The organism is Thermopolyspora sp. NPDC052614 (assembly GCF_040678635.1).
Classification (GTDB): domain Bacteria; phylum Actinomycetota; class Actinomycetes; order Streptosporangiales; family Streptosporangiaceae; genus Thermopolyspora.
On the sequence record NZ_JBFATZ010000001.1, the window covers coordinates 51,403 to 68,134 of the forward strand.

A 16,732-nucleotide genomic window follows, 5' to 3' on the forward strand; every position below is an offset into this window, starting at 1 on the left:
CGCGCTCCTTAATTAAACCGACCGTCGGTCTGACTATAGCGCTCCGGTTCGCCAAGGGTTAGAGCCGTCGGCATGTACGCCCGATTGCCGGGTACACGCGGCATATGCCGAGCCAAGGCCCATCCGCCGCCCGTCTCGCCCTTCGCGACAGGTTCCTCGACGAGGCCGCCCGTGATCTGCTGAAGCACGATCGCAGGCTGGCCGGGCTGGAGGTCGAGGTGTGCTTCGACGGCGGGGTGGCGCACGTGCGGGGCGACGTGGCGGCGGAGGGGGAGCTGGAACTGCTGCGCGCGCTGCTCGGGCGGCTGGACGGCGTGTACGCGGTGTGGGACTGGGTGCGGGTCGGCGGCAGGGCGCCGGTCGTGCTCGACCTGGGGTGCGGGGAGGTCAAGCAGGATCCCGAGCACGTCGGGGTGGACGTGCGGCGGACCAAGGCGGTGGACGTGGTGGCCGACGTGTCGGCCGGGCTGCCGTTCCGCGACGGGGCGGCCGACCGGGTGTTCGCCGTGCACGTGCTGGAGCATCTGCCCGACTACCTGCCGCTGCTGGCGGAGATCCGGCGCGTGCTGCGGCCGGGCGGGCTGCTGCACGTGCTCGCGCCGTGGTGGCGGCACGTGAACGCGGTCGCGGACCCGACGCACGTACGGATGATCGACGTGCAGACGATCAAGGGGATCTGCCGGATGTGCTCGTGGCATCCGGTGCACGCCGGGTGCGACGGGGCGACCGTGTTCGCGGACCTGCGGCCGGTCGGCGACGGGTACGAGTGGGATGAGGTGCACGCCGGCCGTTTCTTCGACTGAGCGTGTCTGTCTTCCGCCTCTGGATGGGAGACCGGGCGGGGAAGCCGATAATCTACTCGGCGTGCCCAACGTCTCCGACTTCGCCGCGCCATGATCGGCCCGCTCGCCACCGGCCTGATCGTCGGCTCGCTGGTGGTCGCCCTGATCGCGGTCGTCACGGCGATCCGCAACCGGCCGATCGGCGTCGTGCTGCTGGTCGGGCTCGGTCTGCTGGAGGTTGCCCTGCTCGTGCAGGCCGTCATCGCGATCGTGCAGCTCATCGGCGGCAAGCAGGTCGAGCAGACGGTGGTCTTTCTCGGCTATCTCGCCACGACGGTGGTGGTCCCGGTGTTCGGGGCGTACTGGGGCATGGCGGAGCGCACCCGGTGGGGCACCGGCGTGGTCGCGGTGGCCTGCCTCGCGCTTCCGGCGCTCGTCGGGCGGCTGCTGCAGCTGTGGTCGGGTACGGCGTGACGCATGGCCGGCGCGACGGGTGAGGGCCTGCGGAAGGACGGCGGCGAGCAGGTGAAGGACTCCGCGAAGGGCGGCGTGGGGACCGGGCCGGGCCGGGTTCTGGTGGCCGTGTACGCGCTGTTCGCCCTGGCGGCGGGCGCGCGTGCCGGGGTGCAGCTCGCCACGCGGTTCGACGAGGCGCCGCTGGCCTATTCGTTGTCGGCGTTCGCGGCGTTGGTGTACATAGTGCTGACGGTGGCGCTGATCCGGGGGGCTCGCCGTACGGCGTTGGCCGCCTGCGTGATCGAGCTCACCGGGGTGCTCGTGGTGGGCACGTTCAGCCTGCTCGATCCGGAGGCGTTTCCGCGGGCCACGGTGTGGTCGGGGTACGGCAGCGGCTACGTGTTCATCCCGCTCGTGCTGCCGGTTCTCGGGCTCTTCTGGTTGTTCCGGCATCGAAAAGGCGACTAGCGCGTCCGGCGGCATTTCGGTTGTGGGCGAGCGGGTGGCCTGGCGGTCGCTTGAGCGGCCGCATCGGGCGGGCGTGGTGACCTTCCACCGCCCCCGGCGGAGGACCTCGTGTCCGTTCTGTTATGCTGAGCAAGTCATCCCATGACTCCATGATGGGACGGACGCAGTGCTTCCGGCGTGATCAGCCCCGGCCACCGGCAGGCGGCACCGATCGTCGCCCGGCACCGGCCTCCTGCGGCCGCCATTCCGTGTCTTGTGCTTTCACGCCAATGAGCCGGAGCGGCAAGCGGACGTGCCGGGGCCGACGACAGGTTCCGCGTACCGGGTGGCCCGGCGACCGCGACCGGGAAGCCTGGCCGCGTGGCTCGGGGGCCGGCGGGCATACCGCCACCTGATCTCCGGTACGGCTCGCGCGACGCGACGCGGGAGCCGTACCGGTCCCGAGACGACGACGTCGTGCTCCGGGGCGCCCCGATGCCCGCGCCTTCCGGAACAGGCGCCTCCTGCGCCGAGGAACACGCCGTCGGCCCGCTGCGCGAGCATCAGAGCCGTCCGCGAACGGAGGGTCTGAGGGTGATCGCAAGGAGCGTCACAGATCGTCCGGTTCCATCCGGGCGGGGGACCGTACGCCCAGGGCCAGCCACTGGCCGCCGACCCCGGCCATCAGGCGGCGGTCGCGGCATTCGGCGAGGAACGCGCGCACGGCCTCCGCGTCCGCGCCGTGGGCGGCGCCCGTCGCGACGGCGGCGCGCTCCCCGGTGACCCGGTCGCAGCGCAGATAGACGGCGCTTCGCCAGCCGGGGAGAGGGTGGCCGGTCGTGCGCCCGCCGCGGGAGTCGAGCAGGACGAAGTGACCGTCGACGTGGCGGAGCAGGGCGAGCGTCCCCCGGGGGCCGGTCCTGATCCACTCCCGTACCCGGTCCAGGGCCGGGGCCGCGTAGGAGAGCGGGTCCACGCCGTCGGCGCGGTCGTAGTCGAAGAAGCAGGCGATCCTGCGCAGGGCGGGCTCGGGGAACGGGTACAGGTGCCGGTAGACGGCCATCGGACGGACGTTGACCAGGCCGAACGCGGCCGGGTCCGCGTGGTAGGGGCTGAAGCGGTCCAGCCGCAGGGCGTGCACGCCGCCCGGCGGCTGCAGGAAGTCGATCGAGTCGATCAGGGCGCGGATGCCCTCGTAGTCCTCGGGGGTCTCGCCGGGGAACCCGTACAGCAGGTTCCATTCCGGCCGGACGCCGAACTCACGGCACCACTTGAGGAGCTGGATGTTGCGCAGCGCCGTGGTGCCCTTGCGCATCAGCGACAGTACGTGGTCGCTGAGGCTCTCCAGGCCCGGCTGGATCCGCCGGATTCCGGCCGCGGCGAGCATCCGCACCTGGGCGGCGGTGAGGTTCGCCTTGACCTCGTAGAACAGGTCCATCGGCGCCCCGGCAGCCGCGAGCGCGGGCAGCAGGGTGCCGAAGTAGCGCATGTCGAGGATGTTGTCCACGACGCTCGCGGCGGTGGCGCCGTGGCGGCCGCGCAGGTACTCGATCTCGGCGAGCACGCGCCCGGGGCTCTTGGCCCGGTACGTCATCGTGCCGCCGTTGAGGCCGCAGAACGTGCAGTGGCGCCGCTCGCCCCACCAGCAGCCCCGGGAGGTCTCCAGCAGCAGCTCCGGGGGGATGTCCGCGACGCTCGCGCTCGCCGCGTGGTCGGCGAGGTAGGCGTCGAAGCGGGGGAACGGGAGCCGGTCGAGGTCGCCGATGGGCGGCGCGGGCGGGGTGCGCACGCTCGCGCCGCCCCGGCGCAGCACCAGGCCCGGAACGGTCGCCGGGTCGGCGCCTTTCCGCAGCCGCCGCAGGAAGGCCGGGAACGTCACATCGCCCTCGCCGCTGCAGACCACGTCGACGAAGGGAAAGCGGGCGTGCAGCTCGTGGCCCATCTCGCCCTCCCAGTTCGCGCCGCCGAACACGATGACGAGCCGCGGGTGCAGCCGCTTGACCCGGCGGGCGAGCGCGAGCGAGGCGATGTTCTGCTCGAACGTCGAGGTGAAGCCGACCACGTCATAGTCCTGCCAGGCGATCGACCGCAGGCAGTCGTCGAGGAACGGCTCGCAGTGCGCCCGCAGCCGCCGCAGCCGGTCGAGCGTCCGGCCCGGCCCCTCCCCGGTACGGCCCAGCACCCGCGCGGCGTAGTCCGCGTCGGCGTCCGGGCGCTCGCCGTACAGGGCGGGGGTGAACAGCCAGTCGCCGGCGAACGCCGTGGTCGGCAGCTCGTCGGTGATCCACTGGTAGTCCTCGGAGCCGATGCGGTCGGCGAGCCGGAAGCCGAGATAGCGGACGTCACAGGCGAAACCGTCGCGCAGCAGCCCGGCCTGGAGCAGGCTGAGCCCGAGCGACGGCCTGTCCAGGGCGTGCCAGGGCATGCTGAGCAGCAGCACGCGCGGGTACACCGGCGGCGGCGGGCTCACACCCGGATGTAGCGGTGGTGCATCTGGCCCGTGGCCACCATCGCCTTCGCCGCGTTCACCAGTCCTCCTCCGGTCGCCCGGTCGTACGCCCCCGGGATGGCCGGGTGGCTCATGCCGGGGCGGTCGAAGCAGTGCCCCTCGGCGACGTCGCGGGCGTGGTCGCGCAGGCACCGGCGGATGGTGTCGCGATTCGCCTCGGGAACGGCCTGCTTGATCAGGGCGCAGACGCCGGCCACCTGCGCGGCGGCGGCCGAGGTGCCGCTGATCGCCGCCCACCCGTCGTCCGCCGCGGCCGCGTCGGCGGAGCGCTCGGCGTACGTCAGCCGCATCCGGGAGCCCGGATGCAGCGGCACCATGAGATATCCCTCCCCGGACGGGGGCTCCCCGGCGGGGCGCATGCCGACCAGGCCGCTCACGTCGGGGACGTCGCGGTTGGGGTAGACGCCGCTGGTGAAGCCGCTGGCGTAGTCGGACGCGCGGAGGCGGCCGTTCGCGTCCCGGTACGCGCCGCCGACACAGATCACGTCCGGATGCTGCCCAGGAAAGCCGAAGTGCCCGTTGCCGGCGGCGGCGACGACCACGATGCCGTCATGAGCGGCGTGGGCCACCGCCATCGCCAGCACCCGGTCCGCGGCGCTCAGCGGCCCCCGCTCCACGTCGCCGCCCCAGCCGATGACGATGACGTGGGGTCGGCTCCGGGCCGCCCGGATGAGGGCGCCGGTGGCGCTCGCCTGGTTCATCTTCACCGGCATGAGGCGCGCGTCGGGCGCGACGGCGAGGAGGTTCGCGGCCAGGACGGTGCCGTGGCCGAGCGCGTCCTCGTCCGGATGCTCGGCGCCCGGCCCCAGCCGGACGGGGTCGATCCGGTAGCCGCGGTCGATGAAGTACGGGTGACGGTAGAAGCCGGTGTCCACGATCGCCACGGCGACGCCCGATCCGGTGTATCCCTTGCGATGCGCCCGCTCCGCGTTGCAGGCGAGCGCCACGTCGCCGGGAACGGCCAGATGCCAGGCGTCCCTTTTGGGGGGAATGGAGCCCTCGAACAGGAGCCGGGGCCGTTCGATCGCCACTCCCACCAGCACGTCGTCGAAACCGGTGCCCGCGGTGGCGATGAGACCCGGCACGCGGGCGTCCACGCAGTCCACGAAGGACACCGCGCCCTGGACGCCGTCGGACTTCATCACCATCCGCTCCTGGACCAGCAGCGAGCAGCCGAACGCCTCCTCGAACAGGGACGGCGGCCCACAGATGCCGATCGCGGGCACCCGTTCGTCGTAGACCGTGAACCCGCGCTCCCGCAACCGGTCCGCCGCCTCCTCGGCCAGCTCGAAGTCCGGGACGAAGGCCAGGACGTTCTCCTCCGTGACCACATCATGATCGAACAGTGACCGCCTGCCATTCGCGGGCCACGGCACCGCCTGGGCGTACAGAGTCTCCGGTAAGGATCCGGCCTCGGGCATCCGATCAACTCCTCCAGCGACGGGGACGGACCCGTTCCGGGGCAGGCGAAACGTCCGCGGCGCGTGCACGCGCCCACGGTGATGACGGCTTGCCCCCACGGCGTCCTTGGGTCAGTAGACGGCCCCGGGCCGGGATCTCGCCCCAGGGTGCGACCAAGGGAAAACCCTGGGGTCGGGCCGCATACCGGGCGTAGCACTGGGTCGCACCCTGAGGCGCCGCCCGCCCGTCACCGCTTACCGTCGGCAGCGCGCACGGAGGGAGAGCGATGACGGAGGGCAAGCTGAGCGACGGTTTCCGCCGGCACGTCGCGCGGGCGGGCGAGGACGAGGTGATCACGGCGCTGGTCCGGACCACGCCGCTGGAACCCGGCCGCGAGACGCTGCGCCGGCTCCGTGCGATGACGGAAGGCGAGCGCCTGGCCACGGCGAGGGCGGAGCTGCTGTGCCTGGTCACCGAGCGGTACGGCCACGGGGAGGCGTTTCGGAAGAATCTCCGCGACGAACTGCGGGAGCGTCAGGCGCGGGTGCTCGCCGCCGCCCCCGAGGCGTACGGCCTGTGGCTCGCCGACGCCGTCGCCGTCTCCGGCACGCCCGCCGAACTGGCGGACCTGGCCCGCCACGAGGACGTCCTGCGCGTCGAGGCGAACCCGGTCTTCCGGATCCCCGAGTTCGCGCAGACGCCGATCGAGCACGCCCCCGGCCCGGTCGACGGGAGCGCCTGGGGCGTCGCCGGGGTCGGCGCGCCCGAGGCGTGGGGCGGCTTCGGCCGGGGCGACGGCGTCCTCGTCGGCCACCTCGACACCGGCGTCGACGACACCCACCCCGCCCTCGCCGGCAAGGTCGCGGCGTTCCAGGAGTTCGACGCGCTCGGCGCGCAGGTCGTCTCCACGCCGCACGATTCGGACGCCCACGGCACGCACACCGCCGGGACGATCGCGGGACGGACCGCCCGCGGCGTGAACATCGGCGTCGCCCCCGGAACCCGGCTGGCCTCGGCGCTCGTGCTGCCCGGCGGTTCGGGGACGTTCGCCCAGATCGTCGCAGGCATGCAGTGGGCCGTCGACGAGGGCGCGCACGTGCTCGGGCTGTCGGTCGCCGCGCCCGGCTACCACCCGATCTGGAATCTGCCCGTGCTCAACGCGGTGCTGGGAGGGGTGGCCGTGGTCGCCGCCATCGGCACGGGCGGGCAGGGGGACAGCGCCGGTCCCGGCAACGATCCCCTCGCCATCGGCGTCGGCGCCACCGACCCCGGGGGGCTCGCCGCCGCCTTCAGCGGCGGCGGGCTGCTGTCCCCGGCCTGGTTCGGGCACCGGATCCGGTACGGCAAGCCCGACCTCAGCGCCCCCGGGGCGCGGATCGTGTCGGCCGTCCCCGGCGGCGGCCTCGCCGCCGTCACCGGCACCTCCCCGGCCGCCGCGCACACGGTCGGCGCGGTCGCCCTGCTGCAGTCCGGCATGCCCGCGCTCAAAGGGGACCCGTTCGCCACGCGGGCGATCCTGCTGGGCACCGCCCGGCGGTGCGGGGAGGCGGGCAAGGACCAGCGCTTCGGCTTCGGCCGCCTCGACGCCTACGCCGCCGCCCGGCAGGCGGCCGCCTTCCGCTGACCGGCTACCGATCCGATCAGTGGCCGCCGAGGCGTACGGCGAGTTGGGTGCGGGAGCGGACCCGCAGCTTGGGGTAGATGTGACTGAGGTGGTATTCGACGGTTTTGACGCTGACCACGAGCTCGCGGGCGATCTGCCGGTTGGTGAGGCCGCGTGCGGCGTGTTTCGCCACGGCCAGTTCCCGCGCGGTGAGCGCGTCGTGCGCCCGCTCGGCGGCCGGGCGTCCCCGGCCGAGCCTGCCGCACGCCGCCAGCTCGCGCCCGCATCGTTCCAGGTACGGCCGCGCCCCCAGCGACTCGAACGCCGCGTGGGCGTGCTCCAGCCGCTGCGCCGCCTTCGCCCGCTTGCCGAGACGGCGCATGTAGGAGCCGTAGTCGAGTTCGGTGAGCGCCGTCTCGAAGGGCATGAGGGTGCCGCCCGGCGACTCCAGCGCCCGTTCGAACGCGGCGAACGCGTCGTCCGGTCTCCGGCGCGCGGCGAGCAGGTTCCCGCGCGCTCGCGCCACGGCGGCCTGCCGGCCGGGGTCGGTGGCGCGCCGCTCCAGCGGGCCGAGCAGGGACTCGGCCTCGTCCAGCCGCCCCGTCGCGGTGAGCGCGTCCACGAGCAGGTGCTCCCACGCCAGCAGGTGGTGATCGGGGCGCGGGCCGGCGATGACGGCCTCGTGGTCGCCCCGGACGGCGGCCAGATGCATGGCCGCCGCCGCCACGTACCCTCGGGCCAGCGTGTTTTCGGTGAGCGGCCCCGACGCACGCGCCGCGCGCAGGCACGCCGCGGCGGTCTGGGCGTCTCCCCGGGCGGCGTGGACGAGCGCGGCGACGGCGTGGCACAGGGGGGTCAGCAGCAGGTGGTCGGCGTCCTCGGCGAGCCGTACCGCCGCCGCGCAGTGACCCAGGATCTCATCCCACGCTCCCCGGCGGTGGTCGGCTTCGGCGCGGGCGAGGCAGGCCAGCAGCCGTACCCGGACGGAAAGCCGAGGCCCGGCCGCGAGCACCCCGTCGAGGTCCCGCACCGCGCCGGGGATGTCGCCCAGGGCGAGGCGCAGCCTCCCCCGGCCGGCGAGCGCGTCCAGATCCGCGACCGACGCCGAGCCGGGGTCGGGAAGGGCCATCGGGCTGCAGCCGTGTCCGGCCGAATCGCGGCCAGCCGAATCGCGTTCCGCCGAACTGCGGCCAGCCGAATCGTGTCCTGCCAAACCGTGTCCTGCCGAATCGCGGCCAGCCGAACCGTGTCCTGCCGAACTGCGGTCCGCTGAACCGTGTCCCGCCGGGCCGGTCAGGGCAAGGCCGTGGGCTCGGGCGGAGGCCAGCGCGTCGACCGTGAGCGCCGCAGGCGCGGTGCGCCGGGCACGGTCGCTCCATTCGACGGCGCCGCGTCCGTCGGCGCGCACCGCCCGCAGCAGCGCCAGTTGCCCGGCGACCTTCGCGGCGAGGGCGGCGTCGGACGTCTCGGCGTGCCGCCACGCCTCGCCGAGCATCGCCTCGGCCTCGTCGACGCGCCCCGCGTTCAGGCTGAGCGTGCCCAGCACGTACGTCCGCCACGGCGAGGCGCGCAGCCCGGACACCTGATCGGCCACCCGGGACGGATCGGCGTCGCCCATGATGATCCGCCCCTCGGCGGCCTCCAGCGCGAACCGCTCACGATCGGCCCGGTGGGGGGCGAGCCGCGCGGCCGCGCCCAGGTGCCGGGCCGCCTCGGCCCACTCCCCGGCGGCGGACCGGGAGCGGCCGAGCTCCGCGAGGGCCTTGGCCAGCCCGGCGTCCGGGCCGGCCGCTCCCCGCCCGCGATGCCACAGCGCGGTCTCCGCGTCCGGGGCGAGCGCGGCGGCCCGCCGGTGCAACTCGGCACGCCGGGACGGGCTCAGATACTCCTGATACACGGCGGCGCGGGTGAGCGGACAGGGGAACAGCACGTGCCCGGTGCCGAACTCCTCGGCCAGCAGCCCGGCGTCGATCGCCTCGTCCAGCGCCGCCAGCGGGTCGTCGACCCCCGCCACCTTCGCGGCCAGGTGCAGCGGGCTGCGGTCGCCGAGCACGGCGGCGGCGGCCGTCAGGCTCGCCCCGTCCCGGCCGCACCGGGCGAGCCCGGCGAGCACCCGCACCGTCAGCGAGTGCGGGGCGGGCAGCGGCAGGTCGAGCTCCTCCAGCCGTTCGGCGGACACCTGTCCCAGCAGCGAACGCAGGTGCATCGGGTTGCCCAGGGTGTGCCGCCGCAGCCGGGCCGCGGCCCGCGCCGACGGGCGGCGGCCCTTCACCCGCTCGCACAGCTCGGCCACCGCCGCCTCGTCCAGCCCGGCGAGCCGTACCCGCGTGGTGCCCCCGGCCTCGAACAGCCGGCGCGTCTCGTCCGGGATCCGGGCGTCGGCGAGGTCACGGACGATCATCATGACGGCCAGCCGGGTCTCGCGCCGCCGCCGCAGCGCGTAGCAGATGGCGTCGAGCGAGGCGTGGTCGCTCCATCGGACGTCATCAATGATCACGATGACCGGGCCGGTGCGTTCCCGGCCCGCGATCTCCTTCAGGAGCGCGGCCCCGGCGGCGGGCACATCCGGCGTCCGCGGCAGCGTCCGTTCGCCCCCGCCCGCCAGCAACTGGTCGAGGATCGCGTACGTCAGGCCCGCCTCGGCCCGCGCGCCGGTCGCCCGCAGCACCTGGCGCTCCCCGGCCAGGGCCGCGAACCGCTCCGCCAGCGCCGTCTTGCCGATCCCCTCGGGACCGGCGACCACCACGAACCGGGGGCGGCCCCGCCGGGCCTCGGCCAGCACTCCGTCCAGCAGTTCGAGCTCGGCCGTACGGCCGACGAAGGCGTGCCCGGCGAGCTCGGGCCGCCGGTCGGTAGTCTCCGAACCCGCCACGGGGTCTCCCACGAAACTCATCGGACACCTCCGGGGGATGAGATCACCGGGCCCCCGCCGCCCCGGCGCGCGTCCCGGGCGACCCGGTTCAGCACGTTGCCCGCCGAGTGCCGTACGGACGGGAGGCGATGGTCGTCGGCGGCCCGCCTGAGCGCCTCCGACGCCGGACCCGGCAGGCCGAGCCGTCCGGCCGAGGCGGGGGCGTCCAGCCTGCCGAGCGCGCCGACCAGTTCCAGCGCCACCGTCTCGTCGTGCTCGCCGTCGAGCAGCTCCGCCAGCTCGGCCTCGGCGGGGACCGGTTCCGCGGGGACCGGGTCGTCGGTCAGCCGGGACGACTGCCACGCGTACCCGATCGCCCGGATCGCGCCCGTCCGCAGCATCACGTCCACATCGGGGCGGGCCAGCGGAGCCAGGGCGTCGATCACGGTCGGGTCGCCGAGCCGGCCGAGCGACAGGGCCGCGGTGACGCGCGGCGCGGGTCCGGCGTCATCGTCGAAGAGCAGCCCCATCAGGGCGTCCCGCACGTCGTCGTCGCCCCGCCTCGCGAGTTCGCCCAGCGCCGACGCCGTCAGCATGCGCACCTGCTCATCGCCCGCGTCGCCGTCCGATCCGCCGGTACGGCCGAGCAGGTCAAGCAGCGGCGGGACGGCCCGCCGGTCGCCGACCAGGGCGATCGCCTGCAGGACGATCTGCGGGCCGGTCACGGTGGCGAACTCGTTGGTCTTGGTGGCGATCTCAAGCAGGCGGGGCACGGCGTTCTCGCCCAGGGCCGCCAGCTCCCGCGCGACCACCGCCGGCGGCACGCCGAAACCGGGGGTCCGCGGATCCAGGGGGCGGTCCCGTACGATCCGGTCGACCTGCTCGATCAGCGAGGGCCGCTGGAGGTGGCCCAGCAGGATCCGGGCGGTCCCGGAGACCCGCCAGTCGTCGTGGTCCGCCGACTCGCGGAGCCGGGGGAGGACGTCGTCGCCCTCGGCCAGCAGGCGGTCCCGCGCCGCCGTGTACCGCGCGCCGGTCTCGGTCACGCAGGCGCCGAACCGGCGCTCGAACTCCTCGGCGATCATCGCGAGACCGCCTCCCACCACCAGTAGGGTCCGACGTATCCGGCGGTCGCCTCGGGCGGTTCGCGTACCACGTTGGTCGCGCAGTGCAGCCCGCCGCCCGCCACGTGGTACGGGTCCCAGACGTCGATGAAGTGGACCGTCAGCGGGGCGAGCACGCTCACCGCGTACGCTTCGAACAGGTCGATGTTGTCCTCCGGAATCCAGACCCGGCTCCAGGACCGGGTGGTCGTGCCGTTCGGGTCGAACAGCGCGGCGTTGGCCGGGTGGTGCCGGATCGCGTCCCGGTCCACGTCGTAGACGTCCGCCAGACGGTCGAGGTCGGTCCCCCACGTCGCCCAGTGCCAGTGGCCCTCCAGCCTGTCGAGGACCGCGTCGTCGAGCTCGGGCACGCCCATGATGTGGAGGATTCTCCGTACCCCCGCGCGGCCGAGGCGCGGGCCCAGCGGACGCGGGACCATCAGGTGCTCGCCCACGACGAGCATGTTCACCATGTTCGGCGTCAGCGCCGACGTCCGGTGGACGACGGCCATGTCCGCGCCGGCGCCCGAGCTGGTGATCATCCCGAGCCGCTGCGCGGGGAACTGCGGAAGGGCGTGGAACAGGACGGGCAGTCGTACGATCGCGTCGTCTCCCAGCCGCAGGCCGTCCCGCAGCCGCCGCTCGATCGGGTCGAGCCTGCTGGTCTGCAGGTCGGCGTTGGTGACGCCGTGCGCGGCCAGCGCCTGCGTCACGCTCAGGTCCGCCGGAGGCCTGATCGCGGGGGCCTGGAGGCCGTCCGGATCCTCCTCGGGGTCCGGGTCCTCCGGTTTGCTTGTGTTCTGCGGCGTCGGCGGTTCGGCCAGCAGCCGGCCCCGGAACATCGCGGTCACGGGACCGGCCTCGGGTTCACGGACGGCCAGGGCGCTCGCCTCCGTCAGCAGGTCCACGGCGAGCCGCGCGGACGCCACCACCATCCTCGCGCCGCCGGACGGCGTGGGAACCACGGTGACCAGTTCGTCGACGTGGCCGACGCCCAGCCAGGTGGTGTCCAGCGGCAGCAGCGGCTGGACGCCCTGCGCCGCCAGGAAACGGCGGTGGTCGGCGCGCACCGATCGCACGTAGCGGACGGCGAGCGTCTGCTCCTTGCGCCGGATCCGGAAGACGCGCAGCGCGCGCTCGTAGCCGTCGGCGGACGGCAGGGGCCGATCGGTCACCTCCCACTCCCGTCCCTCGTCGACGACGGTCACCCGTACGGGGTCGCGCAGGGCGAAGGCGGTCCGGGCGAAGGCGTCCGCCAGGGCGGGCGTCCGGCCCGCGTCGAGGTCCGGCACGAGGGTGAGCGGCAGGTCGAAGACGGGGCGCTCGTGCTCGCCCAGCATGATCTTGCCGAAGGGGGCGGGCCCGTGCGCGGGCACCGGTGGACCGGCGGCGCCGGCCGGCAGCGTGGCGGTGCCGGCGGCTACCGGCGCGGAGAGTTCGAGGTTGCCGCCGAAGTCGGTGGAGTCCACCGGGGCGGTTCGGGCGAGGTCGTCGAACAGGCCCATGTCCGAGTCCGGCAGCCGCCGGACCCATCCGGTGAGTTCGCGGTCGCGGGGGCTGTGCAGCAGGAGGTGCGACCAGCCGTGCGGGGCCCAGCAGTAGCCGATCTCGCACTCGTCCTGCAGCCACAGCTCCGGGAACCGCCTGCCGTCGACGATGTGCAGCAGCCCGGCTCGTCCCGGCCGGAACACGGGGGACACGGGGGACACGGGGGCGTCCGGGTCGGGCGCCGCGGCCGGGCCGTACCCGGACCTCAGTGCCGCCGCGAGGTCGGCGAGCGTGGGGTGGTTGCCGGTGAGGTCCTCCTGGTCCAGGTAGTGGACGTAGACGCGCCGCGCCGGCCGCAGGTTCGACAGCAGCAGCCAGGGCGCGATCGAGAGCCGGATCGGGGCGTCCTCGCCCACCGCCCTGCCTTTCGCGTCCCGGTAGGACCGGGTCAGCAGGATCTCGCCGCCGGGGGAGGACGGCGCGCCGGGCAGGGTGACGGCCTCGACCAGCAGTTCCAGGTCCCCGGCGAAGGGGATCGGCAGGGTCACGGCCTCGGTGACGGCGGCCGAATTCGCGGCGGCGCCGAGCACCCGCTTCCAGCGGCCGGCGCCGTCCGGGGCGAACAGGCGCACCCGCCTGGCGTCCTGCGGGGAGAGGCTCAGCTCCAGCCACCGCCTCGCGGCGCCCCGACGCCGATCGCGCGGCCGCGGGCGAGGCGGGGAACCGCCCATCCCCAGGTTGAGGCGTGTCAGCTCCGCGATGTCGCCGGGGAAGACGAGGTCGTCGTCGCAGAAGTCCCGGCGGTCGGTGTTGTCGGTCTCGGGTATGGCGTCAGGGTCGTCGACGTCGAGATTGGCCAGCACGATCAGACGCGCGGGGACGGCGCGCGCCGCCGCGCCGATGTCGCCGATGTCTTCGTGGTTGGGCATGTAACTCTCCCCTTGCCGACGCGCGGGGGCGCGTCCAAGTGGTCTTGCCATCCAAAGAATGACTCCCGGGGTTGGACAGCCCACTGGAGTGCGCGCTGGAGTCCGGCCCTTATCGCGTTCCAACCGCGGCGTGGAGCAGGCGGCGGGCGGGCGGCGGGCGGCTCTGGGCCGACGCCTTGGAGCGGTCTATGTTTGCAAGGTACTGCGCGCGGCGGCGGGAGACGGGATGGGCGATCAGGGTGACCAGGTTGTCAGATTCGAACTCCTGGGACCACTGCGCGCATGGCTGGGGGACACCGAGCCGGCTCTTGGATCCGTGCAGCAGCGGACGGTCTTGGCGGTGCTCCTGCTCAACGCCAACCGGCCGCTCAGCCGGGAGCAGCTCATCGAGGGCGTCTGGGGCGCGGAACCTCCCACGTACGCGCTGAACCTGGTGCAAAAGCACATTTCCGGGCTGCGGCGGGCGCTGGAGCCGGGACGCTCCCCGCGGACGCCGTCGCGGCTGCTGTCATGGACGGACGCCGGATATCTGCTGGCCGTACCGGCGAACCGCGTCGACCTGGGGATGTTCGACGCGGAGGTGGAGCGGGCCCGCGCGGCTCGGGCCGAGGGCGACGTCGCGGGGGCGGCGCGGGCGCTGCACGCGGCGCTGAAGCTGTGGCGGGGGCCGGTCTGCGACGGCCTGACCGGCCCGCTGGTGGAGGCCGAGCGGGAGCGGCTGGGCGAGCGGCGCGTCGATGTGCTGGAGGACCGCATCGATCTGGATCTGGCGCTCGGGCGCGACCTGGAACTCGTCAACGAGCTGCGGCGGCTCGTCGCCCGGCACCCGTGGCGGGAGCGGCTGCGCGTGCTGCTCATGCTCGCCCTCTACCGGTCCGGACGGCAGGCCGAGGCGCTCGCCGCCTTCCATGACGCGCGCCGCCACCTGATCGACGAGCTCGGCATCGAACCGGGGCCGCAGCTGCGCCGCATCCACGAGCAGATCCTCGCCGCCGACCCCCGGCTGGCCACCCCGCCCGTCGCCATCGCCCCGGCCGGTCCCCGGCTGCCGCCGCCCGCGCAGCTGCCGTACGTGCTGCCGGACTTCGTCGGGCGGGAGGACGAGCTGCGGCGGCTCGACGCGCTGTGCCTGGCCGACGGGGACGGCCCCAGCCGGCCCGTGGTGATCAGCGCGCTCGGCGGCATGGCCGGGGTGGGCAAGACCGCCCTCGCGGTGCACTGGGCGCACCGGGTGCGGCACCGGTTTCCGGACGGCCAGCTGTATGTGAACCTGCGCGGGTTCGACCCGACCGGCGCGGCGATGGCGCCCGCCGAGGCGATCCGCGGCTTTCTCGACGCGTTCTCGGTGCCGCCCGAGCGCATCCCGGTCACCCTGGAGGGGCAGGCGGCGCTGTACCGCAGCCTGCTGGACAACCAGCGCATGCTGCTCATCCTGGACAACGCCGAGAGCGCCGAGCAGGTGCGCCCGCTGCTGCCCGGCTCGCCGACCTGCCTCGTCCTGGTGACCAGCCGCGACCAGCTCTCCGGCCTGGTCGCGACCGAGGGGGCCAAGCCGCTCACCGTGGACCTGCCGCCGCAACCCGAGGCACGGCTGCTGCTGGCCCGGCGGCTGGGCGCGGAGCGGCTCGACGCCGAGCCCGAGGCCGTCGAGGAGATCATCGAGCTGTGCGCCCGGCTGCCGCTGGCGCTCGCCATCGTCGCGGCCCGCGCCGCCACCCGGCCCACGGTGTCGCTGGCCACGCTCGCGGACGAGCTGCGCGCGGCGGCCGCCCGGCTCGACGCCTTCCACAGCACCGACCGGTCGACCGACATCCGCTCGGTCTTCTCGTGGTCGTTGCAGCGGCTGAGCCGTACCGGGCGGCGGCTGTTCCGGCTGCTCGGGCTGCACCCGGGGCCCGACATCACGCTGTACGCCGCCGCCAGCCTCGCCGGGGTACGGCCCGCCGACGCCCGGGCCGCGCTCGCCGAGCTCACCCGGGCCCACCTCGTCACCGAGCACGCGCCCGGCCGCTACACCCTGCACGACCTGCTGCGCGCCTACGCGGCCGAGCTGGCGCGAGGCATGGAGCCGCAGGACGAGCGGCGCGAGGCGGTGCACCGCTGCTGCGACCACTACCTGCAGACGGCCTTTCCGGCCGAACGGCTGATCAACCCGCTGCGGGACGCGCCGGACGTGGCGCCGCCCCGGCCCGGCGTCATCCCGGTGGACATCACCGCCGCCGAGGAGGCGATGCGCTGGTTCACCGGCGAGCACGCGGTGCTGATCGCCGCCGTACGGCAGGCCCGCGAGTACGGCCTCGACGTCTGCTGCTGGCAGCTCGCCTGGGCCGTCACCACCTACCTGGACCGGCGGGCGCACTGGCGCGACCTCGCCGCCGTCGAACGCGACGCGCTCGCCTCGGCCGAGCGGGCCGCCGACCGGCTCGGGGAGGCCGTGTCGCATCGCGGCCTCGCCCGCGCCTACGCCCGGCTGGGCCGGTACGACGACGCCGACCGGCACCTGCGCCTCGCCCTCGAACGCTTCGAGGAACTCGGCGACAAGGCCGGCCAGGCGTACGCGCACCGCAGCCTCGCCGCGCTCATGGAGAACCTGGGCCGGTACGCCGAGGGGCTCGACCACGCGCAGCAGTCGCTTGAGCTGTACCAGGTCGGCGGCCACACGGCCGGGATGGCCGACGCGCTCAACGCGGTCGGCTGGTTCCACGCCCGGGTCGGCGATTACGAGCGGGGGCTCGTCTCCTGCCAGGAGGCGCTGGCCCTGTGCGAGGAACTCGGCGACCTGGGCGGCCTGGCGCAGACCTGGGACAGCGTGGGCTTCGCCCACCACAACCTGGGCGACCAGGCCCAGGCCATACGGTGCTACGAGCAGGCGCTCAAGCTCTTCCGCGAGCTCAGCGACCGCTACAACGAGGCCTCCACGCTCATCCGGCTCGGCGACGCCCACGACGCCGCCGGCGCGATCGAGCCCGCCCGCGCGTCCTGGCACCAGGCCATGACGACCTTCACCGAAATCGGCCGCGCCGAGGCCCGTGAGGCCCGCGCCCGCCTCGCCCGCCGCCACCGCCCACCCGGCGGCAGCCGTACCACCACGTCCGCCCCGCCGCCGGAGCGCTAGGGACATCCCTGAGCCGGTCCCGGACGCGGTCCGGGTGGTGCGCGCCTA

The 16,732-nt window shown here is 74.4% G+C and carries 10 protein-coding genes; 5 read left to right on the forward strand and 5 right to left on the reverse strand.

Annotation, left to right across the window (positions count from 1 at the left end):
• The first annotated feature begins 104 nt into the window (after nucleotides 1-104).
• The 3 genes from AB0K60_RS00225 (at nucleotide 105) to AB0K60_RS00235 (ending at nucleotide 1,706) form a co-directional block, all read left to right on the forward strand.
• Complete coding sequence (locus AB0K60_RS00225; protein WP_364046659.1) at nucleotides 105-803, forward strand: class I SAM-dependent methyltransferase; 699 nt, start codon at nucleotides 105-107, stop codon at nucleotides 801-803.
• 90 nt (nucleotides 804-893) lie between these two features.
• Nucleotides 894-1,256, forward strand: coding sequence for a hypothetical protein (locus AB0K60_RS00230; RefSeq protein WP_364046662.1), 363 nt, complete (start codon nucleotides 894-896; stop codon nucleotides 1,254-1,256).
• Nucleotides 1,257-1,259: 3 nt separating this feature from the next.
• Nucleotides 1,260-1,706, forward strand: a complete 447-nt coding sequence (locus AB0K60_RS00235; protein ID WP_364046665.1) for a hypothetical protein — start codon at nucleotides 1,260-1,262, stop codon at nucleotides 1,704-1,706.
• A gap of 589 nt (nucleotides 1,707-2,295) precedes the next feature.
• Here AB0K60_RS00235 and AB0K60_RS00240 read toward each other — a convergent pair.
• Both AB0K60_RS00240 and AB0K60_RS00245 read right to left on the reverse strand, forming a co-directional pair.
• Complete coding sequence (locus AB0K60_RS00240; protein ID WP_364046668.1) at nucleotides 2,296-4,155, reverse strand: RiPP maturation radical SAM C-methyltransferase; 1,860 nt, start codon at nucleotides 4,153-4,155, stop codon at nucleotides 2,296-2,298.
• Nucleotides 4,152-5,615, reverse strand: a complete 1,464-nt coding sequence (locus AB0K60_RS00245) for a S8 family serine peptidase (protein ID WP_364046671.1) — start codon at nucleotides 5,613-5,615, stop codon at nucleotides 4,152-4,154. Before AB0K60_RS00245 ends, AB0K60_RS00240 begins: the two co-directional genes overlap by 4 nt.
• Before the next feature lie 266 nt (nucleotides 5,616-5,881).
• On the opposite strand from AB0K60_RS00245, the gene AB0K60_RS00250 reads away from it, so the two are divergent.
• Complete coding sequence (locus AB0K60_RS00250; protein ID WP_364046674.1) at nucleotides 5,882-7,219, forward strand: S8 family serine peptidase; 1,338 nt, start codon at nucleotides 5,882-5,884, stop codon at nucleotides 7,217-7,219.
• Nucleotides 7,220-7,235: 16 nt separating this feature from the next.
• Here the strand turns inward: AB0K60_RS00250 and AB0K60_RS00255 are convergent, their stop codons facing one another.
• Genes AB0K60_RS00255 through AB0K60_RS00265 form a run of 3 tightly spaced genes read right to left on the reverse strand, consistent with a single transcriptional unit; the run spans nucleotide 7,236 to nucleotide 13,569 of the window.
• Nucleotides 7,236-10,091 (reverse strand): AAA family ATPase, encoded by a 2,856-nt coding sequence (locus tag AB0K60_RS00255; RefSeq protein WP_364046677.1) that lies wholly within the window; start codon nucleotides 10,089-10,091, stop codon nucleotides 7,236-7,238.
• The gene (locus AB0K60_RS00260) at nucleotides 10,088-11,152 is read right to left on the reverse strand and encodes a HEAT repeat domain-containing protein (protein WP_364046680.1); all 1,065 of its coding nucleotides are present in this window, start codon (nucleotides 11,150-11,152) and stop codon (nucleotides 10,088-10,090) included. Before AB0K60_RS00260 ends, AB0K60_RS00255 begins: the two co-directional genes overlap by 4 nt.
• Nucleotides 11,131-13,569: a protein-arginine deiminase family protein gene (locus AB0K60_RS00265; RefSeq protein ID WP_364046683.1), complete on the reverse strand. Its 2,439-nt coding sequence runs from the start codon at nucleotides 13,567-13,569 to the stop codon at nucleotides 11,131-11,133. Before AB0K60_RS00265 ends, AB0K60_RS00260 begins: the two co-directional genes overlap by 22 nt.
• Before the next feature lie 226 nt (nucleotides 13,570-13,795).
• Between AB0K60_RS00265 and AB0K60_RS00270 the strand changes: the two genes are divergently transcribed.
• Nucleotides 13,796-16,684 carry a BTAD domain-containing putative transcriptional regulator gene (locus AB0K60_RS00270; RefSeq protein ID WP_364046686.1) on the forward strand — a complete coding sequence of 963 codons (2,889 nt, stop codon included), beginning with the start codon at nucleotides 13,796-13,798 and terminating at the stop codon, nucleotides 16,682-16,684.
• Nucleotides 16,685-16,732 lie beyond the last annotated feature (48 nt).

Excerpts from the sequence above, each read along its gene's own strand:
- AB0K60_RS00225 (WP_364046659.1), top strand. The coding sequence starts at position 105 with ATGCCGAGCCAAGGCCCATCCGCCGCCCGTCTCGCCCTTCGCGACAGG.
- AB0K60_RS00230 (WP_364046662.1), top strand. The coding sequence starts at position 894 with ATGATCGGCCCGCTCGCCACCGGCCTGATCGTCGGCTCGCTGGTGGTC.
- AB0K60_RS00235 (WP_364046665.1), top strand. The coding sequence starts at position 1,260 with ATGGCCGGCGCGACGGGTGAGGGCCTGCGGAAGGACGGCGGCGAGCAG.
- AB0K60_RS00245 (WP_364046671.1), bottom strand. The coding sequence starts at position 5,615 with ATGCCCGAGGCCGGATCCTTACCGGAGACTCTGTACGCCCAGGCGGTG.
- AB0K60_RS00250 (WP_364046674.1), top strand. The coding sequence starts at position 5,882 with ATGACGGAGGGCAAGCTGAGCGACGGTTTCCGCCGGCACGTCGCGCGG.
- AB0K60_RS00255 (WP_364046677.1), bottom strand. The coding sequence starts at position 10,091 with ATGAGTTTCGTGGGAGACCCCGTGGCGGGTTCGGAGACTACCGACCGG.
- AB0K60_RS00265 (WP_364046683.1), bottom strand. The coding sequence starts at position 13,569 with ATGCCCAACCACGAAGACATCGGCGACATCGGCGCGGCGGCGCGCGCC.
- AB0K60_RS00270 (WP_364046686.1), top strand. The coding sequence starts at position 13,796 with ATGGGCGATCAGGGTGACCAGGTTGTCAGATTCGAACTCCTGGGACCA.